This is a genomic window from Promicromonospora sp. MEB111, assembly GCF_030209445.1.
Classification (GTDB): domain Bacteria; phylum Actinomycetota; class Actinomycetes; order Actinomycetales; family Cellulomonadaceae; genus Promicromonospora.
On record NZ_JARVSD010000008.1, the window covers coordinates 450,234 to 472,226 of the forward strand.

At 73.5% G+C, this 21,993-nt stretch carries 17 protein-coding genes; 10 read left to right on the forward strand and 7 right to left on the reverse strand.

Annotation, left to right across the window (positions count from 1 at the left end; all coding sequences use genetic code 11):
* Window positions 1–2: 2 nt before the first annotated feature.
* The gene (locus tag QRN56_RS10910) at window positions 3–1,004 is read right to left on the reverse strand and encodes a LacI family DNA-binding transcriptional regulator (RefSeq protein WP_285103076.1); all 1,002 of its coding nucleotides are present in this window, start codon (window positions 1,002–1,004) and stop codon (window positions 3–5) included.
* A 146-nt stretch (window positions 1,005–1,150) separates the two neighbouring features.
* Here QRN56_RS10910 and QRN56_RS10915 point away from each other — a divergent pair, with 146 nt between their 5' ends.
* From QRN56_RS10915 to QRN56_RS10930, 4 genes are read left to right on the forward strand one after another with little or no spacing between them, the layout of a single operon-like run.
* A complete protein-coding gene (locus QRN56_RS10915; protein WP_285103078.1) occupies window positions 1,151–2,527 on the forward strand; it encodes an ABC transporter substrate-binding protein in 1,377 nt (458 codons plus the stop codon).
* Window positions 2,524–3,444: a carbohydrate ABC transporter permease gene (locus QRN56_RS10920; RefSeq protein ID WP_285103080.1), complete on the forward strand. Its 921-nt coding sequence runs from the start codon at window positions 2,524–2,526 to the stop codon at window positions 3,442–3,444. The genes QRN56_RS10915 and QRN56_RS10920 overlap by 4 nt, the downstream gene beginning before the upstream one ends.
* Before the next feature lies 1 nt (window position 3,445).
* Window positions 3,446–4,378 carry a carbohydrate ABC transporter permease gene (locus QRN56_RS10925; RefSeq protein WP_285103082.1) on the forward strand — a complete coding sequence of 311 codons (933 nt, stop codon included), beginning with the start codon at window positions 3,446–3,448 and terminating at the stop codon, window positions 4,376–4,378.
* Window positions 4,379–4,406: 28 nt separating this feature from the next.
* On the forward strand, window positions 4,407–6,611 hold the full coding sequence (locus tag QRN56_RS10930) for a glycoside hydrolase family 2 protein (RefSeq protein WP_285103083.1): 2,205 nt from the start codon (window positions 4,407–4,409) through the stop codon (window positions 6,609–6,611).
* Between the two features lie 16 nt (window positions 6,612–6,627).
* Here the strand turns inward: QRN56_RS10930 and QRN56_RS10935 are convergent, their stop codons facing one another.
* Window positions 6,628–7,290, reverse strand: coding sequence for a TetR/AcrR family transcriptional regulator (locus QRN56_RS10935; protein ID WP_285103084.1), 663 nt, complete (start codon window positions 7,288–7,290; stop codon window positions 6,628–6,630).
* A 54-nt stretch (window positions 7,291–7,344) separates the two neighbouring features.
* Here QRN56_RS10935 and QRN56_RS10940 point away from each other — a divergent pair, with 54 nt between their 5' ends.
* The gene (locus QRN56_RS10940; protein WP_285103085.1) at window positions 7,345–8,382 is read left to right on the forward strand and encodes an SDR family oxidoreductase; all 1,038 of its coding nucleotides are present in this window, start codon (window positions 7,345–7,347) and stop codon (window positions 8,380–8,382) included.
* 13 nt (window positions 8,383–8,395) lie between these two features.
* Here the strand turns inward: QRN56_RS10940 and QRN56_RS10945 are convergent, their stop codons facing one another.
* Together QRN56_RS10945 and QRN56_RS10950 are read right to left on the reverse strand one after the other, a co-directional pair.
* The gene (locus QRN56_RS10945; RefSeq protein WP_285103086.1) at window positions 8,396–9,640 is read right to left on the reverse strand and encodes an RNA polymerase sigma factor; all 1,245 of its coding nucleotides are present in this window, start codon (window positions 9,638–9,640) and stop codon (window positions 8,396–8,398) included.
* Window positions 9,637–10,005, reverse strand: a complete 369-nt coding sequence (locus QRN56_RS10950; protein WP_285103089.1) for a YciI family protein — start codon at window positions 10,003–10,005, stop codon at window positions 9,637–9,639. The genes QRN56_RS10945 and QRN56_RS10950 overlap by 4 nt, the downstream gene beginning before the upstream one ends.
* A 138-nt stretch (window positions 10,006–10,143) precedes the next feature.
* On the opposite strand from QRN56_RS10950, the gene QRN56_RS10955 reads away from it, so the two are divergent.
* The 3 genes from QRN56_RS10955 to QRN56_RS10965 all read left to right on the forward strand — a co-directional run bounded on the left by QRN56_RS10955 (window position 10,144) and on the right by QRN56_RS10965 (window position 11,907).
* Window positions 10,144–10,746: a hypothetical protein gene (locus tag QRN56_RS10955; RefSeq protein ID WP_285103091.1), complete on the forward strand. Its 603-nt coding sequence runs from the start codon at window positions 10,144–10,146 to the stop codon at window positions 10,744–10,746.
* A 469-nt stretch (window positions 10,747–11,215) separates the two neighbouring features.
* Window positions 11,216–11,605, forward strand: a complete 390-nt coding sequence (locus QRN56_RS10960) for a type II toxin-antitoxin system RelE/ParE family toxin (protein ID WP_285103093.1) — start codon at window positions 11,216–11,218, stop codon at window positions 11,603–11,605.
* Window positions 11,602–11,907 (forward strand): helix-turn-helix domain-containing protein, encoded by a 306-nt coding sequence (locus QRN56_RS10965; RefSeq protein ID WP_285103095.1) that lies wholly within the window; start codon window positions 11,602–11,604, stop codon window positions 11,905–11,907. Before QRN56_RS10960 ends, QRN56_RS10965 begins: the two co-directional genes overlap by 4 nt.
* An 81-nt stretch (window positions 11,908–11,988) precedes the next feature.
* Here QRN56_RS10965 and QRN56_RS10970 read toward each other — a convergent pair whose 3' ends face one another.
* The gene (locus QRN56_RS10970; RefSeq protein WP_285103097.1) at window positions 11,989–15,783 is read right to left on the reverse strand and encodes a S8 family serine peptidase; all 3,795 of its coding nucleotides are present in this window, start codon (window positions 15,781–15,783) and stop codon (window positions 11,989–11,991) included.
* A 116-nt stretch (window positions 15,784–15,899) separates the two neighbouring features.
* On the opposite strand from QRN56_RS10970, the gene QRN56_RS10975 reads away from it, so the two are divergent.
* Entirely contained in the window at window positions 15,900–16,907 is a 1,008-nt protein-coding gene (locus QRN56_RS10975; protein ID WP_285103099.1) for a helix-turn-helix domain-containing protein, read from the forward strand.
* A gap of 73 nt (window positions 16,908–16,980) precedes the next feature.
* On the forward strand, window positions 16,981–18,282 hold the full coding sequence (locus tag QRN56_RS10980) for an MFS transporter (protein ID WP_285103101.1): 1,302 nt from the start codon (window positions 16,981–16,983) through the stop codon (window positions 18,280–18,282).
* Here the strand turns inward: QRN56_RS10980 and QRN56_RS10985 are convergent.
* Both QRN56_RS10985 and QRN56_RS10990 read right to left on the reverse strand, forming a co-directional pair.
* A complete protein-coding gene (locus QRN56_RS10985) occupies window positions 18,269–19,093 on the reverse strand; it encodes an alpha/beta fold hydrolase (protein WP_285103103.1) in 825 nt (274 codons plus the stop codon). The genes QRN56_RS10980 and QRN56_RS10985 overlap by 14 nt on opposite strands.
* Window positions 19,094–19,198: 105 nt before the next feature.
* Entirely contained in the window at window positions 19,199–21,988 is a 2,790-nt protein-coding gene (locus tag QRN56_RS10990) for a helix-turn-helix transcriptional regulator (RefSeq protein ID WP_285103104.1), read from the reverse strand.
* Between the last annotated feature and the right edge of the window lie 5 nt (window positions 21,989–21,993).

Genomic DNA, 21,993 nt, shown 5'->3' on the forward strand with positions numbered 1-21,993 from the left:
CGTCAGCCCCCGGCCGGCACCGCCGTGCTCTCGCGGACCACCAGGGTGTGCGGCGCCGTGACCTCGACCGCCGGCGTGTCCGGGTCGTCGATGCGCTCGGCGATCCGGCCCACGGCCTGGCGGGCGATGAACGGGGTGTCGAGCGAGACCGTGGACAGGCTGGGGTGCGTGTACTTGCCCTCCTCGATGTCGTCGACGCCGATCACGGCGACGTCGTCCGGCACGATGCGGCCGGCGTCGAAGACGGCGCGCATCGCGCCCATGGCGAGCAGGTCGGAGTAGCAGAAGATCGCGTCGGGGGGCTCGGGCAGGGCGAGGAGCGCCGTGGCGGCGTCGTACCCGTCGGCGCGGCTGTAGTGCGCGGCCGGGCGCAGCAGCTCGCGCTCCGGCGTCAGTCCCGCCTCGGCCAGCGCCCGCTCGTAGCCCAGGGTGCGCTGGCGCGGGGTGGTGTAGTCCTCGTCGGGCTGGACGCCGATCGCGGCGATACGGGTGCGGCCGGTGGCGATGAGGTGGGCCGTCGCGTCATGGGCGGCGCGCACGTTGTCGATGGCCACATGGTCGTAGCGGCCGTCGAAGTCGTGCTCGCCGAGCAGCACGAGGGGCATCGACCGGCTGGGCTCCATCTCGGCCAGCTCGCCCTGCGTCACCAGGGGGGTGAACAGGACGCCGTCGAACAGCATGGTGCGGTCGGCCCCCGTCAGGAGCCGGCGCTCGCGCTCGTGGTCGTGACCGGTCTGGTCGACCATGACGCGGTAGCCGAGCTCGGCGGCGGCGTCGATCACCTCCCGCGCGAGCTCCGCGAAGTACGGCACGTCGATCTCCGGGACCACGAGCGCCAGCACGCCGGTGCGGCCCGTGCGCAGCGTGCGGGCCACCGGGTTGGGCCGGTAGTCCAGCTCCTCGATCGCTGCCTGTACGCGCTGCCGGGTCCGCTCGCTCACGTGCGTGTACCCGGCGACGACGTTCGACACCGTCCGCACCGAGACCTGGGCTTTCTCTGCCACATCGCGCAGTGTGATCGGCACCGCGGTCCCCTTTCGTCCTGGTGGACCTAAGGATAGGCCTTGCAACGTACGCAAAGCCGAGCTAGTTTGCACACGTTGAAAACCTCGCGGAGCGCCACGCCCCGCGCATGCACAAGGGAGTGCTCATGCACCCGATTCGCACCACCCGCACCGCGGCGGCCGTCGCCGCCGGAGCCCTGACCCTGGCGGTCACGCTCACCGCGTGCGGCCCCGCCATCACGAGCGGCGAGACCGACGCGGCCGGTACCGCGGCGCCCGCCGACCGCCTCCAGGCCCCCACCGAGGAGTCGCCCCAGGGCGAGATCACCATCTGGGACCGGTCCGGCGACCTGTTCAACGTGTTCGAGGCCGTGATCGACGACTTCAACGAGGTCTACCCCGACGTCACGGTGCACCACGAGGCCGTGGACATCGACGCCAAGCTGCAGAACACCCTGATCACCGGGGCCGACGTGCCCGACGGTGTGTTCCTCGACGACGCCAAGGTGGCGGGCATCTCCGACTACCTGTGGGACCTCACCGACGTGCTGGCCCCGTACACGGACGACATCGCCCCGCAGAAGATCGACGTCAACTCGACTGACGGCGCCATCTACGGCGTGCCGTTCGACCTGGACCCGGGCCTGCTCTTCTACAACGAGAAGGCCTTGACCGACGCCGGGATCGACGCCACCGGGATCGAGACCTACGACGACCTGCTGGCGGCAGCCCGCGCGTACCAGGAGGCGGTCCCGGGGTCCAAGCCGATCCACCTGGAGCAGAGCCCGTTCCTGGGCCAGCTCCAGCTCGAGATGTACGCGAGCCAGCTCGGCACGGCGCTGGCCGACGAGAACGGCGAGCTGCGACTCGACTCCGACGAGTACCGGCAGGTGCTCGGCTGGCTGGACACCGTGAACCAGGAGGGCCTGGGTACGCGGGCGGAGTACCTGTCGCCCAGCGACGTCGGCGCGCTGGAGTCCGGCGACCAGGTGTTCTACCCCTGGGCCATCTGGTTCAGCTTCGCCCCCGAGCAGCAGCTCACGAAGACCAGCGGCGACTGGCGCGCCATGCCGCTGCCCGCGTGGGAGGACGGCGGGGCGCGCTCCGGCGCCATGGGCGGGTCGTCGTTCGTACTCCCCAAGGACGGCGAGAACTCCGACCTGGCCTGGCTGTTCTACGAGTTCCTGATGTTCCACGAGGACGGTTACAGCGCCGTCTGGGGCGAGAACGACACCTACCCGAACGGCCTGGCGACCTCGATCCCGGCCTACGTCCCGGCGGCCGACCCCGCGAAGCCGCTGTTCGGTCCCGTCGAGGGGCTCGGCGGGCAGGACCTGTGGACCACCGCCGTCAAGGCCGGCGCGCAGATCCCCGGCGGGGCGCCCGCCCCCACCTGGTGGACCGGCGCGGTCGACTACCTCGGCACGAACGTCCAGCGGATGTACGACGGCGACATGACCCCCGACGAGGTCATCGAGCAGTCGACCGCCGACATCCAGACGAACCTCGTCGACCGGCAGTGAGCACGCTCGTCGGCCCGGAACGCGTCCGGGGCAGCCAGGGCCGGCCGCTGCTGCGGCCCTGGCTGCCCCGCAAGGTCGCGCCGTACGTGTTCGTGCTGCCGTTCGTCGCGATCTTCGTCGCGTTCAGCGTCTACCCGATGCTGTTCACGCTGCGCCTGAGCTTCACCGACTGGCGCGGCTCGGGCGCGGCACGGTGGGTCGGCTGGGACAACTACACCTACCTGCTCGGCAACGACATGTTCTGGGGCTCGCTGGCCAACTCGGCGGTGCTCTGGCTGATGATCGTGCCGGTCCAGGTGGTGCTCGGCCTGCTCGTCGCGGTGCTGCTGAACAACGCGAAGATCCGGATGCGCTCCTTCTACCGGATCGCCTTCCTGGTGCCGTTCGTGACGCCGCTCGTGGCCGTCGCCCAGATCTGGGTGGTCGTCTTCGACCAGGAGTTCGGGGCGGTCAACGGCCTGCTCAACCTCGTCGGCCTGCCCGACGTCGGCTGGCTCACCACCAGCGAGTGGGCCAAGCCGACGCTCGCGCTGCTGTTCCTGTGGAAGACGACGGGCTTCATCGTGATCATCCTGCTGTCCGGGCTGCAGTCGATCGACGCGAGCGTGTACGAGGCGGCCTCGATCGACGGCGCCTCCCGCACCCGCCAGCTCTGGAGCATCACCGTGCCGCTCGTGCGGCGCACCGTGATGTTCTCCGTGGTGCTCCAGACGCTCGCCGTGTTCCAGATGTTCGCCGAGCCGTTCGTCGTGACGGACGGCGGCCCCTACAACTCGACGACCACCGCGGGCCTGCACCTGTACGAGAACATCACCCGGGGCGACCTCGGCACCGGGGCGGCGAACTCGTTCCTGCTCGTGGTCGTCGTCATGGGCCTCTCGCTGCTGTTCGTCCGGTTCCTGCGGACGGAGGACTGACATGACCACCACGCACGCCGCCAGCCCGGCCGGCACCCGATCGGCCCGGACCCGCGCGACGGCGACCAGGCCTCCCGGGCAGAGCTCCCGCGGGCTGCCCGCCGCCGTCGGCTCGCAGGCCTTCCTGCTGCTGCTCGCCCTGGCCTTCCTCGCCCCGGTCGTCTGGGCGCTGGTCTCGGCGTTCAAGCCGGCCACGCAGATCATCAGCGACCCCCTCGGCCTGGACCTGACGGCGCTGACGCTCGAGAACTACCGGCGGATGTTCGCCGACGTGCCGATCGGCCAGGGCTTCCTCAACACCGCGGTCGTACTGGTCACCAAGGGGGCCATCACGCTGTTCTGCGCCCCGCTGGCCGCCTACGCGTTCGCCAAGTACCGGTTCCCCGGCCGGGACCTGCTGTTCGGCACGGTCCTGATCACGCTGATGCTGCCCACGATCGTGCTCATCATCCCGCTGCTGCTGGAGATGAAGGCGCTGGGCTGGGTCAACACCTACCAGGCGCTGGTGCTGCCAGGCGCCGTCGACGCCTTCGCCATCTTCTGGATGCGGCAGGTGATCGCCGACGTCCCGGACGAGCTGCTCGACGCCGCGCGCGTCGACGGTTGCGGCGAGTTCGGCATCTTCACCAGGATCGTGCTGCCCGTGATCCGGCCCGCCTTGGCCGGGCTGGCGGTCCTGACCGTCATGAACATCTACAACGACTTCGTCTGGCCCGTGGTGGCGGCGAGCTCCGAGCGGATGGCCACGTTGCAGGTGGTCCTGTCCACCCTCGCGCAGAACATCACCGGCAACCGCGTCGGGGCCGACTACGCGACCGTGACCGGCGAGCTGCTCGCCGCCGCGTCGATCGCCCTCGTCCCGCTCCTCATCGTCTTCATCGCACTCCAGCGGCACTTCATCAACGGCATCCTCGCCGGAAGCGTCAAGGGCTGAACCTCGCATTCCTGAAAGGCAGACACACATGACCTCGGCTCTCCCGCGCCCTGACGCCGTTCGGCCTGACACGTCCGGTCCCGACACCTCCGGACCCGCCTACCCCCGGCCCGACCGGGACCGCTCCGGCCGCTGGACCAGCCTGGACGGCACGTGGGACCTCGACGTGCCCGGCGGCACGGTGCCGGTCACCGTCCCGTTCGCCTGGGAGACGGCGGCGTCCGGCGTCGGACGTACCTGGCTGGAGCGCGCGACCTACCGGCGGGCGATCACCGTTCCCGCCGCCTGGGCGGGGGCGCGTGCCGTGCTGTGCTTCGGCGCCGTGCACCACCGCGCCGTCGTCAGGGTCGACGGCGTCCAGGTCGCCGAGCACGTCGGCGGGTCCACCCCGTTCGAGGTCGACCTCGACGGCGTCCTCGCGCCCGGCGTCACCGGGACGCTGGAGGTCGAGGTGCACGCGCCCGCCGACAAGCGCGCCATCCCGCACGGCAAGCAGCGCTCCATCCCGCGCGACGACTACGACGGCGTCTCGTTCACCCCCACCTCCGGCATCTGGCAGCCCGTCTGGCTGGAGGCGCGCGGGCGCACCTACGCGGCGCGGGTCGCGGTGCGGGGCGACTCGCTGACCGGTTTCGACGTGGCCGTCGACGTCGCGGGCGACGCGCCCGCGGGAGCCGTGGTGACGGTCGAGGTCACGGCCGGGTCGGGTGCGGCCGGGTCGGGCGGCGCGGCCGGTTCGGACGGCGGCGGCACGGGGGAGCGGGTCGAGCTGGTCGCCGACGGCGCGGGCGCGGCGTCGGGCCGCATCGAGATCGCGGAACCCCGGCTCTGGAGCCCGGCGGACCCGCACCTGTACGTGCTCACGGTGACCACCCGGGCGGCGGGCGACGACGCAGCGGGCACGGCCGACGCCGCCGGGCCCGACGTCGTCGCGATCACCGGCGGGCTGCGCCGCATCGACCGCCGCGGCGAGCACCTGTACCTCAACGACGAGCGGATCTACCTGCGCGGCGTGCTCGACCAGGGCTACTGGCCCGACTCGGGCCTCACCGCGCCCGACGTCGACACGCTCGTCGCCGACCTGGAGCACGCCCGCGACCTCGGCTACAACCTGGTCCGCAAGCACATCAAGCTGGAGGACCCGCGCTGGCTGCACCACGCCGACCGCACGGGCATGCTGGTCTGGGCCGAGCCGCCCGCCCCCAGCCGGTTCAGCCCCGAGGCGGCAGGCGCCTTCGAGGAACAGGTCGCGCCCATGGTCGAGCGCGACGGCAACCACCCCAGCATCGTGATCTGGGGCCTCTACAACGAGGAGTGGGGCCTCGACTGGGACATCCCCGGCAGCACCGACCGCGCCGACGCCGCCGTCCGGGCCTACGACACGCTGCGCGCCCTGGACGACACGCGCCCGATCGTCGAGAACTCCGGCTGGGCCCACGTCCGGACCGACCTCGTGGACTGGCACTACTACGACGAGGACCCCGCCGCCTGGGCCGCGAACGTCGCGGCGCTCGCGGACGGCACGGGCGAGGACTTCCCGGTCCGGCTCGCGGCCGACTTCCTGGCGAGGAAGTCGCTGTACGGGTCGGCGGACCACCCGCGTACGGGGGTTCCCGTGCTGAACAGCGAGTACGGGGCGGGGTTCACCAGCCTCGAACGGTCCTGGCACCTGCGCTGGCAGACCCAGGAGCTGCGGCGGCACGACCGGTTCGCCGGCTACGTCTACACGGAGCTCACCGACGTCGAGCACGAGATGGCGGGCCTGCTCGACGTCGACCGCCGGCCCAAGGACCGCGGCGGACTCGAACCCCGTGACATGAACGCCGAGACGGTGCTCGTGGTCGACCTGATCCCCGCGCACGCGGGCGCCGACCTCCCCGTGCCGGACGCCGATCTCTCCCTCGACGTGCACGTCTCCCACCACGGCCCCGGCGTCGTCCGCGGACGGGTCCGCGCGGCCTGGGCACCGGCGGGCACGCCGTTCGGCGAGGGCGAGCCGGGCGACGTCGCGCGCGGCGGTGCCGCGACGACCCGTGCCGAGTCGGACACCGTCGAGGCCAAGCCGTTCGTGCTCAGCCCGGCCGCCCGGGTCACGGTGCCGCCGCCCGGGCCGGTGCCCTCGGCCCGCCTGCACCTGTGGCTCGTGGACGACGGCGGCGCCGTGCGGGCGCGGACCTTCGTGGACGCAGCGCCGATCGAGGAGCCCAACCGGCGCGGCGAGCGCTGGGTATGAGCCGGGCGGGCGGCCGCTAGCCGACCGGGTCGGTCGCCCGCCCGCTCTCCGCGGTGTGCCCGGTGAGCGCGTCGACCGACCGGCCGATCTGGCCGACGGCGCGGGCGAGCAGTTCGTCGGGGTCGGTGTCCCAGGTCTCGGCCTTCTGGGTGAGCAGGCCGTCGAGCGCCAGCGCCGCCAGGCCGTGACCCGTGGCCCAGAGCGTGAGCCCGAGCGCGTGCGGGTCGGCGACGCCGAGCCGGCCGACCAGGTCGGTCAGCACCTGGAGGGCGGCGTCGCCCGCCTCCTGCACGGCCGGGTGCTTCTCGGGCTCGGAGAGCTCGGGGCGGAACATGACCTGGAAGTGGCCGGGCTGCCGCCGGGCGAAGGCGACGTAGGCGGCGACCGTGCGCGAGACCTCGTCGCCGCCCGACGTCGTGCCCGGCGGGCCGACCGCGCTCAGCAGGTCCTGCGTGAGCAGCTCGAAGCCGCGGGCCGAGATCGCGGACAGCAGCGCCGCCCGGTCCGCGAAGTGGTGGTACGGCGCGCCCGGGCTCACGCCTGCCTCGCGTGCGACGCGCCGCAGGCTCACGGCGGCGATCCCCTCGGCCTCGATGAGCCGCACGCAGGCCTGGACCAGTTCCTCGCGCAGCGCGCCGTGGTGATACGTCTCCCGCTTGCGTGACCCGTTGACCTCCATGGCCGCAATCTATACGGTGCTCATAATCTAAACACTGCTTAGACTGGAGACGCGATGTCGAGGGTTCTTGTCACCGGCGCCACGGGGTTCATCGCCGGGCACGCGATCGAGGAGCTGCTCAGGAACGGTCACGAGGTGCGCGGGACGGTGCGCTCGCTGCGGGACCCCGCCCGGGTCGCGCACCTGCACCGTGTCGCCGACGCCGTCGGCGGCCGCCTCGACCTGGTCGAGGCCGACCTGGCGCGCGACGACGGCTGGGACGAGGCCGTCGCCGGGCAGGAGTACGTGCTGCACATGGCCTCGCCGTTCCCGGCCGCGCCGCCGCGGGACGAGTCCGAGCTGGTCGGGCCCGCCGTCGACGGCACCCTGCGGGTCCTGGGGGCGAGCGCGCGGGCCGGGGTGCGGCGCGTGGTCATGACGTCGTCCCTCGCCGCCGTGAGCGCGGCCCGCTCGCGCGCGGGCGACCGGCGGTGCACCGAGGAGGACTGGAGCGACCCGGACCGGATCGCGCCCTACGCGAAGAGCAAGACGCTGGCGGAGCGTGCGGCCTGGAGCTTCGCGGCGGACCACCCCGGGCTGGAGCTGGCGGTGATCAACCCGGGGCTCGTCCTGGGGCCGGTGCAGCACGCCGCGTCGGGCACCTCGGTGTCGCTGGTGCGCAGGCTCCTCGGCCGGGAGATCCCGGCGGTCCCGGAGCTCGGCTTCGCCCCGGTCGACGTCCGCGACGTCGCGCGGGCGCACCGGCTGGCCATGGAGGCGCCCGACGCCGCGGGCCAGCGGTACATCTGCGCCGGCGACAACATGTGGTTCGGCGACATCGCACGGATCCTCGACGAGGAGTTCGAGCCACAGGGGTACCGCGTGCCCCGCCGCAGGATGCCGTACTGGCTGCTCTGGGCGATCGGCCGGTTCGACCGGGAGGTGCGGCTCGGCCTCGACTTCGTCGGCAGCGCGGAGCTCGTCAGCGCGGAGAAGGCGCACCGCGAGCTGGGCTGGAGCATGCGGCCCGTGCGGGAGACGCTGGTCGACACCGGCCGCAGCCTCGCCGAGCTGGGGCTCGTCAGGCCGCGCGGGGCGGTGCGGGCGGCTTGAGTCGTGAGGTCCCTCAGGGCGTCCGGAGGGTTCGCAGGCGTCGCTGGAGGTACTGCTGCTCGGCGAGGTTGCGGGTGGCCCGGGCGGCGTGGCGGTAGGCGTCGGCCGCCTCCGCCGTCCGGCCCTGGCGTTCCAGGAGGTGCGCGCGGACAGCGTCGAGCCGGGGCAGCCCGGGATGCTGCCGCTCCAGGTCGTCGAGCGAGGCCAGGGCCGCGTCATCGCCCAGCACCTGGGCCTCGGCGACGATCCGGTTGAGCGCGATCGTCGGGTTCCGGCGGCCGGTCACGACCTCCAGGACGCCGTAGAGCGCGAGGATCTCCGGCCAGTCGGTCGAGGCGGTGTCGGCGGCCTCGGCGTGCAGCGCCGCGATGCAGGCCTGCAGCAGGTAGGGCCCCGGCGCCGCGCCGGGTACGGTCGCCTCGACCAGGGCGACGCCCCCGCGCACGAGGGTCTGGTCCCACCGGGTCCGGTCCTGCTCGTCCAGCGGCACCAGGGAGCCGTCGTCCGCCTGCCGCGCGGGTCCGCGCGACGCGGTGAGCAGCATGAGCGCGAGCAGCCCGGAGACCTCCGGGTCGTTCGGCAGGGCCCGGCGCAGCAGCCGGGCGAGGTGGATCGCCTCCGCCGCGAGGTCCGTGTCGCGGGCGGGCGTGCCCGACGTCGTGTGGTGGGCCTCGGTCAGCATCACGTAGAGCACGTCGAGCACGGGGCTGAGCCGTTCGGCCGCGTCCCGGGGCCGGGGCAGGTCTCCGCCGAGCTCGGCCAGACGCCGCTTGGCGCGCGTGATGCGCTGGGCGACGGTCGCCTCAGGAAGCTGAAGGACGTTCGCGATCTGCGCCGTGGTCAGGCCGGCCACGGCGCGCAGCGTCAGCGCGACCTGCGCGGGGCGGGCAAGAGCCGGATGACAGCAGAGCTGGAGGAGGAGCAGGCTGTCGTCGGCGGGGGAGGCGTCGGGGTCCGCGCCGTCGGGCGGCGTGCTCAGCGGGTGGGCCAGGAGCGCCCCCCGGGCCTCCCTCTCGCGGCGCCGGCTGTCGACGCGGACGCGGTCCACGTACCGGCGTCGGGCCGTGGTGACGAGCCAGGCCAGCGGGTCCGACGGCGGGTCGGCCGGCCACTGCCGGTACGCCGCGAGCAGGGCGTCCTGGACGGCGTCCTCGCACACGTCGAACTGGCCCGCGCCGTGGGTGCGCACGAGCCGGGCGAGGACCTGCGGCGCCAGCTCGCGCAGCAGGTCCTCGCCGACGGCGGGTCCAGGGTTCACAGGTCCCCGAGGTCGCTGAACATCACGGGCCGCACCTCGACCGCCAGCCCGTCGATCGACGTGTCGGGGATCATGCGGGCGAGCTCCAGGACCCGCGCCTCGTCCTCGACGTCCACCAGGTAGAAGCCGCCCAGGAACTCCTTGGCCTCGGCGAACGGCCCGTCGCTGGTCTGGGGCGTCCCGGCCACGGACCGCACCACCTTGCTCTGGCTCGGGTCGGCCAGCGCCTGCGTGCCGACGAACTCGCCGCGCTCCTTGATGTGCGCCATGAACGCCTCGTGCCCGTCCTGGACCAGCTTGCTCTGCTCCGGCGTGAGCTGTTCGAGGACGGTGGGGTTGATCTGCATCAGGATCAGGTACTTCATGGTTCCTCCTGGTTCGGATCCGACGGCGCTCTGCCGTCGTCGTACCCCTTGGTCGGCACGGCCGGGCCGGATACGACAGCCGACCACGAGAAATCTTCGTGTGGCCGGACGGGGTCCGGCGAGCCGCCATACTGGAGTGTGACTACGTCCATCGTGACCCCTGCGGAGGCGGGGGCGGAGATACCGATCGAGCTGCTCTACCGGGTGCCCTACGGAAAGGTCCTGCACGGCAAGGACTGCCCGCACCTGACCCCGAGCCGGTTGGCGACGCTCCAGCCCGCGACCGAGCTGGACCGGCAGAAGTTCAAGATCTGCAGGTCGTGCCTCATCGCCCTGGACGGCGACCCGGGCCGCGACGACTTCGAGTCCCTCGACGCGGCGCTCGAGGCGCTGCAGGTACCGCAGGCGAACCGGCCGGCCATGCGGGCCATCGCGGAGGGCCTCGACACGTCCCGCATCTGGATCCCGGCGCCGCGCACGTACATCGCGGTCTCGCCCGGCACGGGACACGAGGTGACCGCCTTCTTCAGCAAGGACTCCGTGGACCTGCGCAAGGACGAGGGCGGGTACGAGCGCCTGGTGCTGGCGACCCCGTCCACGCCGTCGGGCCGGACGAGCGCCGCGAAGGCCGCGAAGAAGACGAAGGCGGCGGCCGCGCAGGAGCCAGAGCCGGCCCCGCCGACCTGCCCCACCTGCTACATGCAGCTCCCGGCGACGGGCGTCTGCGACAGCTGCGACTGACTGACTGACTGACTGACCGGCCGCCGTCGGCCGGCTGCAACGGACCCCGCCGCCGGGGTCGACGCGGCCACATCCCCTTCGAGGCCCGAGTTTCTTCGCTTTGAGCCCCCTCAAAGCGAAGAAACTCGGGCCTCGAAGAGGAGGGGATTACGGCCTCGGGTGAAAGCCCGCGCTGGACCTTGTGTCCCGCGACGGCACAAGCGTCCTCATGTCGCACTCTTCAACCGGCCGAGGTTCCTCACACCACCGCACATGCGTGGGGATGGAGGCCTGTTCTCGCGCGAGTGATCAGACGTGGATCCCCGGATAGCCGGGGTTGCGGAGAGGTAGCAGTGCTGCCGCTCCGTAACCCCGCGCGATGCCTATACGTCCTGGGAGGCTTCCTCCGATGAACGGGGTCCCGTCGAGTAGAGCGCATCGCCGCACTCTTCGCCGCGACTCTATCAGTACATCAGGATAGTCCGATAACGTGTCCTGGGATGTGGAGTTCGACGAGGCGGTGTTCGAGTGGTTGACCGGGTTGGAGGAGGAGTCGTTCGTTCAGGTTCGTGCTGCGCTCAACGTGTTGCGCGACCGAGGTCCGCAGCTGGGCCGACCGCTCGTGGATACGGTCGTCGGATCGCGGCACAAGAACATGAAAGAGCTGCGGCCTGGATCAGCGGGTCGCAGCGAGCTGCGGGTGCTGTTCGCCTTCGACCCCGAGAGATCTGCGATCCTGCTGGTCGGCGGTGACAAGGCAGGCCGTTGGCAGGATTGGTACCGGTCCGCGATCCCGATGGCCGACGACCGCTACGACGCCCATCTCGAAGCGCTCAGGAAGCGTGCCGACGGCGACGCTGGACGAGGAGAGGAACGATGACACGAAACCTTGACGACCTCGACCGTGCTCGGCCGGTCGATCCGGAGAAGGTGGCCGCCGCCGAGGAGCGGCTGCTCGCGCGCCAGCGGGCCTGGCAGCTGCGGGAGCTGCGTACTCAGCAGGCCCTGACCCAGGCCGAGCTCGCGGAGCGCATGCACGTCGGCCAGAACCGGGTCTCGCAGATCGAGTCCGGCGGCGCGGAATCGACTCGGCTCGACACCTTGCGCCGTTACGCCCAGGCCTTGGGCGGCACGCTGAGTGTCGAGGTCACGATCGGCGACACCCGCTACATCGTCGCCTGACAGGTCGAGGCCTCCACGCGGCACGAGGCCCGGTCTCCCGCAGAGTGCGGGGCACCGGGCCTCGTCGGCGTTCTTGCGGGACTACTTCTTGCCCGAGATGCCGAACGCCGCCGTGACCTCCTGGGTCACCGAGTTGCCGGCGTCGTCACGGGCGGTCGCCCGCAGCGAGACCAGGTCGGCGCCGCGGGACGGGATGCGCAGGCGCGCCTCCCAGCGGTCGTCGTCGCGCCGCAGCGAGACCTTGGACCACGTGCTGCCACCGTCGTAGCTGACCTCCAGTGTCGCCCCGTTGACCGACCCGGCCCGCGGAGCGCCCGGCACCGTGTACGGCTCCACCGCGAACGGGACGGTCGAGCCGGCCCGGACGGTGCCGTCCAGGGCGGTGTCCACGTCGTAGTCGAGCTGCACCAGCGGGAGCGGCGTCCCCTGTTCACCGGGCACCGCCTCGTCGGCCTGATCGGCCACGAAGGTCCACGACGTGCGGGTGCTCGTCGAGTACCGGTGGGCGTCGTCGGCGGCGTCGGTGTCGATCTCGAACCGGTACTTCTGCGGTCCCTCAGCCACGGGGACCGACGTCTGGACCGCCTGGCCGATGCTCTCCCGGACCAGGGTGTCGCCCTGGTAGAGGCGGGAGGTCACCGGGGTCTCGCCCCAGCCGAACCCACCGGTCAGGCCGTTCGGGCCACCCGCCGTGGACACGTTGACCGCGAACCAGTCGCCGCCGTGCCAGGGACCCCAGTAGCCGTCGCCCGTGCGGGGCGCCGCCACGGGAGCCCACCAGTCGCGCACCGTGGTGCTGCGCGCCGCGTACGCCTGTCGGACGCCGCGCTGCTCCCAGCCGCTCTCGTGGTTCACGCCCTCGTACCAGGTGACGTCGTCGTAGGTGGAGACGTAGTCGGTCCGCTCCGACGCCGTGGGCTGGAGGGCCCGGACGCTCAGGCACGGCGGCCACTGGTAGTCGCGGCAGTCGGCACGGTCGTCGACCGCGAGCCGCTCGGCGGTGTCGTTGTACCGGCTCTCCACCGTGGCGAGCTGACGGCTGGTCGGCGCCAGGGCGAGCTCGGTGGGGATCTCGCCGGGCCAGCTCTTGGACACGTCGTACAGGTACGTCGGGAACTCGACGGCCTTGCCGGTCAGCGTGAGCCGGCCCTTGGCGGCGGCCTTCAGGAGCTTGGCGCCCTGCGCCGCCGGCACGGAGACGACGGGCAGGTCGCCCTGGGTGACGTTCTCGACCAGGGTGCCGGGACGGTCGTCGACCACCACGAGCAGCGCGGCACCGGCGGCCTGGGCGGCGGCCTCCCGCTCCTCGGCGGACACGGCGTCGTCCCGGGTGACGAGCACGGCCTTGCCCTCGGCGCGGACGCCCTCGTACTCGGCGGCGGTACCGGTGCCGGCCGTGACGGCCCGCAGCGAGACCCGGCCGTCGAGCCGCGCGGAACCGGCCTGGTAGACCGGGTCGAACGCGACCGGCAGCGGGCTCCAGGCCGTCAGGTCGAGCGCCGGCTCGGTGGCCCGCCACCGCACGGCGAAGTCGAAGTCGGCGCTGTCGACCGGACCCGTCCTCGCGGCGTAGAACGAGTCGACGTCGGCCGGCACCGCGTACGTGGCGCCGAACGTCGAGTACAGGCCGCCGATGCCGGAGTCGTTGAAGAACTGGAACCGGCGGTACGAGACGTCGCTCGCGCGAGGCGTCTTGAGCGTCAGCTCGTCGGCCTCGCGTGCGTCGAGCACCAGCGACCGGTCCGCGTCGGAGACGACGACCTGCGGGTCACCGACCAGCGCGACGCCGGTCGAGCCGGGCCCCTTGGAGCCGGCGACGTCGAGGAACGCCGTGGCGGAGTAGACGCCGGGCTGCAGACGCTGCGTCGGCACCTCGCCCGTGGCCGGGTCGATCGGCAGGCTGCTGACGAACTGGTCGCCGTAGCGGTAGAAGTCCACGTAGCCGCTGGCCGGCTCGCCGGACCGGTCCAACGCCGTGATGTCGAGGCCGTACCGCTCCTCCTCCTTGACCAGCGCGACCGCGGTCCGCACCGTCACCTCGCCCGAGGCGTCCGTACCGACGACGGCGCCGCTGTACTTGCCGGCAAGACCTGCGTTGTCGGCGTCGGCGGTGACGGTGACGTCGGCCGTGCCCCCGGCCGGGACCACCACCTCGGAGGCGGACAGGGTCATCAGGTCGCTCGGAGCGCCGTCCGGCCCGGTGACGTCGGTGCTCAGCGCGAGCGTGACGTCGGCGTCCGTGGCGTTGGTGAAGGTGACGGTGCTGCTCGCCGGCTCGTCGCCGTCGTGCGGCCAGCCGTAGAAGCCGAGGAACCCGTCGCCGGAGGCGTCCACGCCGTCCAGCGCGGCCGGGACGTCCAGGCGTCCCGTGCCCACCTCGTACGCCGGGGCGTCGATGTCGGCCGCCGAGGAGACCAGCGCCGTCTTGAGCTGCTCACCCGTGAGCTCCGGGTGCGCACCCTTGACGATCGCCGCCGCCCCCGCGACGTGCGGGGTGGCCATGGAGGTGCCGTTCATCGACACGTACCAGCCCTCGCCGCCCGACTGCTGCGAGCGGGCCGCGACGATGCCGACGCCGGGCGCCGTCAGGTCGGGCTTGATCGCGTGGTCGCCCACGCGCGGGCCGTAGCTGGAGAAGTCGGCGCGCACGTCGTCGTCGTCCACCGCGCCGACCGTGAGGGCGGCGTCCGCCGTGCCCGGGCTGCCGAGCGAGCCCTCGGCGTAGCTGTTGCCGGCCGCGACGACGAACAGGGCGCCCGTCTCCTCGCTCAGCGCGTTCAGCGCCTGCGCCATGGGGTCGGTGCCGTCGTTGAGGCTGGAGTCGCCGAGGCTCATGGAGACGACGTCCGCGTTCGCGGCGCCCCACTCCATGCCCGCGATGATCCACGAGTCCTGGCCGTAGCCGTCGTTGTCGAGCACCTTGCCGACCAGCAGGTCGGCGCCCGGCGCGACGCCCTTGTAGAGGCCGTCGCTCGCGGCGCCGGTGCCGAGCACCGTGGACGCGACGTGCGTGCCGTGCCCGTGCTGGTCGTCGTCGACCGCCTGGCCGGGCACGAACGACTCCGCCTGCGCGATCTGGTCGGCCACGTCGGGGTGCGTGGCGTCGATGCCGGTGTCGAGCACGGCCACCGTCGCGCCCGTGCCGTCGAAGCCCGCGGCCCAGGCCTCCGGGGCGCCGATCTGCGCGGTGCTGCGGTCCAGCGTGGACTCGGCCTTGCCGTCGAGCCAGATCTTCTCGACGCCGCCGCGGAAGGTCCCGGCGTCCGCCGCCGCGCCGCGCGCGGCCCGCGCCGACCCGGCCCCGGGTGCGGCGACGGCCGACCAGAAGGCCGACGCCTTCTTCTTGTTCGCGTCCACGGCGGAGGCGTCGATGCTCGGCAGGTCGAGCGTGCGCCTCGCGCCCGGCAGCTCGGCCGCGGCGGAGCGTGCCGCGGCGCGGGTGTGCTCCAGGATGAGCGGCGTCGCGGCCACGGTCTCGTCGTCGTACTGCATCTCCAGCAGCGCGGTGACGTCGAAGAGCCGCCGGTCCAGCGTGCCCGCGGCCAGGTACGGCAGCGCGGCGTCGGGCACCACGTAGAGGTGGTCGCCCACCTGCTGGGTGCGGACGGCGCCGCCGTCGGCCGGCTCGACGCCGACCGTCAGCGCGCCCGAGTCGGTGGTGGTGACGTCCACGACGTCGCCGGTCACGAGGGTGACGGTGGTGCGGCCGTCGGCCAGGGCGGGCGTGGCCGGCGCGGTGCCGCCGGAGCCGGAGCCGGACGTGGGTTCGGTGTTCGCGTGCGCCGTGGTGGCCATCGCAGCGACCAGGGCGGTCGCGGCGACGGCCGCGGCGGCCCGGGTGGCGGCCGACAGCCCGCGCCGAGTGGGGGATCTCATGGACCTGGACACTCCCAGCGAGCGGCGACACGTCACAAGAGGCGCATCGTGGCGGCTTTACGGCATGTCGCGACTCCGCCAGAGTTGGGCACCCATCGACGTGACGGAGGAGTGCCATGCTCGGCGACGTGCTCGGACTGACCCCTGACGAGACCCTCGCGTACAGCGAGCTCGTCGCCCTGCCCTCGGCCACGGTGGCCGACCTCGCCGCGGTGCTCAGCCCCTACGGGACCTCGCTGGGCGACGCCCACCGGCTGCTGCGCCGCCTGGAGGAGCACGGCCTGGCCGCGCGGATCACCGGCGACGAGCGGCGGTTCGCGGCCGCGCCGCCCGCGATCGCGCTCGGGGCGCTCCTCGCGCGCCGCCAGGACGAGGTGCGGCACGCCGAGGTGGAGCTCAGTCGGCTGGAGGAGGTCTACCGGGTGGCCGCGGCGGGCCGCGGCCCTACCGACGTGGTCGACGTGATCCGGGGCGAGGACGCCGTGCGGCACCGGTTCGAGCAGCTCCAGCTCGGGGCCCGCGAGTGCGTGGACGCGTTCGTGCGGCCGCCCGTGATCGTCACGTCCAGCCAGGAGAACTCCGCCGAGGGGCAGGCCGTGGAGCGGGGCGTGCAGTACCGCGTGGTCGTCGAGCGCAGCATGCTGGAGAGCCAGGACGTGACGATCGACGAGGCCGTCGAGGCCACGGAGGCGGGGGAGGACGTCCGGTTCGCCGAGCGCGTGCCGCTCAAGCTCATCGTGATCGACCGCCGGCTCGCCCTGATGCCGCTCACGTCGTCCGGCGACGTCGTCGGCGCGCTGCTCGTGCGCGAGAGCACGCTGCTCGACGCCCTGCTCGCGCTCTTCGAGAACGTGTGGGACCGGGCGACGCCGCTGCTGGTCGGCACGTCCGGCATGGCCGGCGACGTCGTGGACCACGTGGACGACGACGACGCGCGCGTGCTCGGGCTGCTGCTCGCCGGGCTCACCGACCAGGCGGTGGCCAAGCAGCTCGGCACGTCCCTGCGCACCGTGCAGCGGCGGGTCCGGGCGCTGATGGACCTCGCCGGCGTCGAGACCCGGGTGCAGCTCGGCTGGCACGCCGCGACCCGCGGCTGGGTGCGCTCGGGGGCCGTTCCGGTGTGACGTTCCCGACGTCGGCACGGCGACGTCCGAAATCCGCTTTCCGTGCCGCCGCGCCCGGGGTGAGGATCGGGCGGTGACCTCCTCTCCACGCACCGGCGCCCTGGGATTCTGGGCGGACCTGCCGCAGGACGGCCGCTGGCTGCTGTCCACCGTGGTGGTGCAGTTCTTCGGCCGCGGCCTGACGCTGCCCTTCACGATCATCTACCTGCACGAGGTGCGCGGGTTCTCGCTCGCCCTGTCCGGCACGCTCATGGGCCTGATCGCCGTGGTCGGCGTGCTCGTGACCGGCCCGGCCGGCGCCCTCGTGGACCGGTACGGCGCGCGGCGCGTCATGCTCACCGGCCTGTTCTTCGCCGTCGCGGGCTACTCGGTGCTGGCCTTCGCCACGACGCCCCTGATCGCGGCCCTCGGGCTCGCCCTGTTCGGCGTGCAGCTCGGCGTCGGCTGGCCGTCCGTGAACGCGCTCGTGGCCACCGTCGTGGACGGCGACCTGCGGCAGCGGTACTACGGCGTGAACTTCGCGCTGCTCAACCTCGGCGTCGGCGTCGGCGGCGTGGTGGGCGGCCTCGTGGTCGACGTCGACCGGCCCGGCACCTTCGTGATGGCGTTCCTGGTCAACGCCGCGACGTTCCTGCTCCCGATCGTGGTGCTGCTCGGTCCGCTGCGCCACCTGCACGGACGCGTGGACCGGCCGCACGACGCCGATACCGGCGGCGAGAGCTACCTGGCGATCCTGCGCCGGCCCGAGGTGCTGTGGCTCGCCGCGCTCGGGCTGCTCGCGGCGTTCGTGGGCTACGGGCAGATGGAGGGCGGCTTCCCGGCCTTCGCCCGGCAGGTCGCCGAGGTCTCCACGCGCGTGGTCGGTTTCGCGTTCGTCGTGAACACCGTGGTGATCGTGGCGCTCCAGTTCTGGGTGATGAACCGGGTCAGCGGACGCCGCCGTACGCGGGTGCTGGCGCTCATGGCCGTCGTCTGGGCGGCGGCCTGGCTGCTGCTCGGGGTGACGGGGCTGGTGCCGGGCGGCATGGCCGCGGTGGTGATCGTCCTGGCGTTCCACGGCGTGTTCGGCCTGGGCGAGACCCTCATGCAGTCCGTGCTGCCCGCCCTGACCAACGACATGGCGCCCGCCCACCTGCGCGGCCGGTACAACGCGATCGGGTCCGGCTCGTTCCAGGCGGGCACCATCGCCGGGCCCGTGGTGGCGGGCCTGCTGCTGGAGCACGGCTGGTCCGGCGCCTTCATCGGCGTGGTGGTGGCGGGCTGCGCCGGGATCGCGGCGACGGCGTTCGCCGTCGGACGGCGGGTGACGCCGGAGGTGAACGGCGTCGCGGACGCGACCGGGTCGCCGGCGGGACGGGCGGTCAGCCGTCGATGAACGCCAGCAGGTCGGCGTGCAGGCGCTCGCGCTCCGTGTCGGGCAGAGCGTGGGAGGCGCCCTCGTAGACGGTCAGGACGGCGTCGTCGACCAGCGAGGCGGACCGTTTGCCGCCCACCTCGAAGGGCACGATCTGGTCGTCGTCGCCGTGGATGACCAGCGTCGGCACGTCGATCGCGGCGAGGTCGGGCCGGAAGTCCGTGGCCGAGAACGCGGCGATGCACTCGTAGGCGCCGCGGTGCCCGGTCGCCATGCCCTGCGCCCAGAACGCGTCGCGGAACCCCTGGGCGACGTCCTGGCGCCGGTTGTGCCCGAAGAACGGGCCGTCGGCCAGGTCGCGGTAGAGCTGGGCCCGGTTGGCCCGCTCACCCGCGCGGATGGCGTCGAAGGTCTCGGGCGGCAGGCCCTCCGGGTTGTCGTCGGTGCGCACCATGAGCGGCGGCACGGCGGAGACGAGCACCAGCCGGGCGACCCGCCCGGTGCCGTGCCGGCCCACGTAGCGCACGATCTCGCCGCCGCCGGTGGAGTGGCCCACGAGGGTCAGGTCGTGCAGGTCGAGGGTGTCGATGAGCACCGCCAGGTCGTCGGCGTAGGTGTCCATCTCGTTGCCGTGCCAGGTCTGGCTGGACCGGCCGTGGCCGCGCCGGTCGTGCGCGACGACCCGGTGGCCCCGCTCCGCCAGGAACAGCGCCGCCGCCTCCCACGCGTCGGAGCTCAGCGGCCAGCCGTGGCTCAGCAGCACGGGGGTGCCGTCCGTGCCCCAGTCCCGGTAGAAGATCTCGGCGCCGTCGTCCGCTGTGACGTAAGGCATGTGGCCCCCCTCGGTCGGTCGGATGATGAACCTCGACCTTGCCGCCGACCCCGGTGCGCGCGGACCACGCGAACCGCGTAGTCCGCCGCAGGCCTGTGACCTGGGCTACGACGTGGTGGGGCGGGGATTGTCGTCCGACGGCGGGGTCGCGCCCGGCGCCGACGACGGCGGGGCCGTCAGCCGGTCGGCGAGCTGCCGCCGCGACGTGACCCCGAGCTTCTGGAACACCTTGCGCAGGTGGTAGTCGACGGTGCTGGGACTGATGAACAGGTTCGCCGCGATCTCGGGGTTGGTGTGGCCGGCCGACGCGAGCCGCGCGACGGTGTGCTCCTGCGCCGTCAGGCCGAAGCGCCGGGGCGGGGCGTCGACGTCCCCCGAGGCGCCGACGGCCGCCAGCTCCGCGACCGTCCGGGCGACGAACAGCTCGGCGCCGCTGTGGTGGAAGTGCGCCAGGGCGAGCCGGAGCTGCTCGGCCGCGTCCCGCCGGCGCCGGGCCCGGCGCAACCACTCGCCGTAGACGAGGTGCGACCTGGCCCGGTCCATCTCCGCCCGGGTACCGCTCAGGGCCTCGACCGAGGCGACGTGGTGCCGCTCGGCGTCCTCGTCCGTCCCGGCCAGCGCCAGCGCCCGCTCGGCCACGCCGCGGCACCAGGGCGAGCCGTTCGCCTCCGCCAGCGAGGCCAGCAGCCTGGCGACCCGCGCCGCCTCCTCCGGGTGCCCGCTGCGCGCGGCCGCCTCGACGTAGTCCGGGTACTGGTCCGGCGTGACCTGCAGGAACGGGTCGGCGATCAGCGGGTTGAGCCGCTCGTACGCGTCCTGGTAGCCGCCCTCCGCGAGGTCCCGGACCGCGAGCGACGCGACGGCGGACGCCTCGACCCCGCCGAAGCCCGTGGCGGCGGCGCCCTCGGCGATCGCCCGCACCACGTCGCGGGGCGCCCCGCCCCACGCCATGACCGCGACGTTTGGCACGTTCTCGGCGTCGTACCCCATGGCCCGGCGCACCTCGCGGACCAGCTCGTCGTACGCGACGGCCCGCCGCAGGGTGCCGCCCCACAGCTCCGAGAGCGCCATCACCCACAGGAGCGTGTCGAGCACCTGCAGGGCCCCGGAGTCGCGCGCCGCCTGGGCCGCACGGTCGAGCGCGGCGGCGCGCCCGGCGTCGTCCCAGAGGAACGTGCCCAGGGACGCGATGGCCGTGCCCATGTGCATCATCCGGTCGTCGGGGAGCGCGAGGATCGCGGCCAGGGCCGCGCGCGCCGGGGCCACGGCCCGCGGGTACGGGTCGAGGACGACGGCGCCCAGCCCCCGCAGGATGTCCGACGTCGGGCCGCCGGCCAGGTCGGCGCCCGCCGCCAGGCGGCGACCCAGCTCCTCCAGGGTGACCCCGCTCATCAGACGCTCGGCCGTGCAGCAGCTCTCGAACGCCCGCAGGAGCGCCACCTGCTCCCGCTCGGCGTCCTGCCCGTGGAACGCGTCGGCGGCGCGCAAGTTCGCCGCGGTGGCGCCGCGCACCCCCTCGGTGTCGGCGGTGAACAGGCTGAGCGCGGTGCGTACGGACAGGGCGCGGCCCTGGGTCACGGGGTCCACGGCGGGCAGGTCGATCTCGCCCACGAGCCGCTGGGCCACGTGGGCCGCGCCCACGGCCAGCGCGGCCTCGGCCGCGCCGACCTGGCGCGCGTCGCGGACGGGGCCGGGCGCGGTCAGCTCGGCCGCCCGCGTCAGGATGGTCGCGCGCGAGGCGAGGCCGCCGCGCCGCGCGGCCAGGTCCGCGGTGTGCGCCAGCCGGTCGGCGACGGCGGGGTCCGTGCCCATGACGGTGCGCGCGGCGTGCCAGGCCTCGGTCTCGACCATGCCGAGCCCCTCGGCCGCCCGCGCCAGCGCCCCGTGCATCCGGCGCAGCTCGGCGCCGGGCGCGGCGTTGTAGACGGCGGAGCGCACCAGCGGGTGCCGGAACCGCACGACGGGCTGCAGCTCCACCAGGCCGGCCACCTCGGCCCGGTCGCCGTCGTCGGGTCCCAGGCCCAGGTCGGCGGCCGCCGCGGTCACGAGGTCGATGTTGCCCGTCGAGTCCGCGGCGGCCAGCAGCACCCAGGTCTGCACGCGCGGGTCGGCCCGGCGCACCTGCCGCACGTAGTGCTCCTCCAGGTGCCGGCCGACGGGCACCGGCGCCCCGCCGAGGCCCAGGTCCGGGAGCTCGTGCACCAGGGCGTCGCCCGCCAGGTCGATCAGGGCCAGCGGGTTGCCGCCGGTCGCGCGGGCGATGGCGGCGGCCGCCGACGGCGCGAGCGGCCGCTCGGCCGACCGGTTCAGCAGCTGCGCCGCCGCCTCGGGGTCGAGGCCGGTCAGGCCGAGCCGCGGCACCCCGCCCATCCGCTCGGCGAAACCGCCGTCGTCCCGGGCCGCGAACACGACCGCCACGTTCTCGACCGCGAGGCGCCGGGCCACGAAGGCGAGGGCGTCCAGGCTCTCGGCGTCGATCAGGTGCGCGTCGTCGACCACGCACACCACCGGGGTCCTGGCCCCGGCCGCGGCCAGGAGCCCGAGCACGCCGAGGCCCACCAGGAACCGGTCCGGGGCCGGCCCGTCCGCCTGGCCGGACGCCACCCGCACCGCCTGCCGCTGCCGCTCCGGGAGACCCTCGCAGTGTTCGCGGAGCAGGGAGACGAGCCGCTGCACGGCCGCGAACGGGATGGTCGACTCCGACTCGTACCCGTCCAGGTGGATCGTGGCGAGGCCTGGGGCCCGCGTCGCCGCGGTCAGCAGGCAGGTCTTGCCGATGCCCGGCTCGCCCAGGACCAGCAGCGATCCGCCCCGGCCGTTGCGCGCACCCCCGAGCAGCGTGGCCAGCCGACGCAGCTCCTCGTCGCGCCCCACGGGGGCGGCGGCGGTCTCCATGCGCC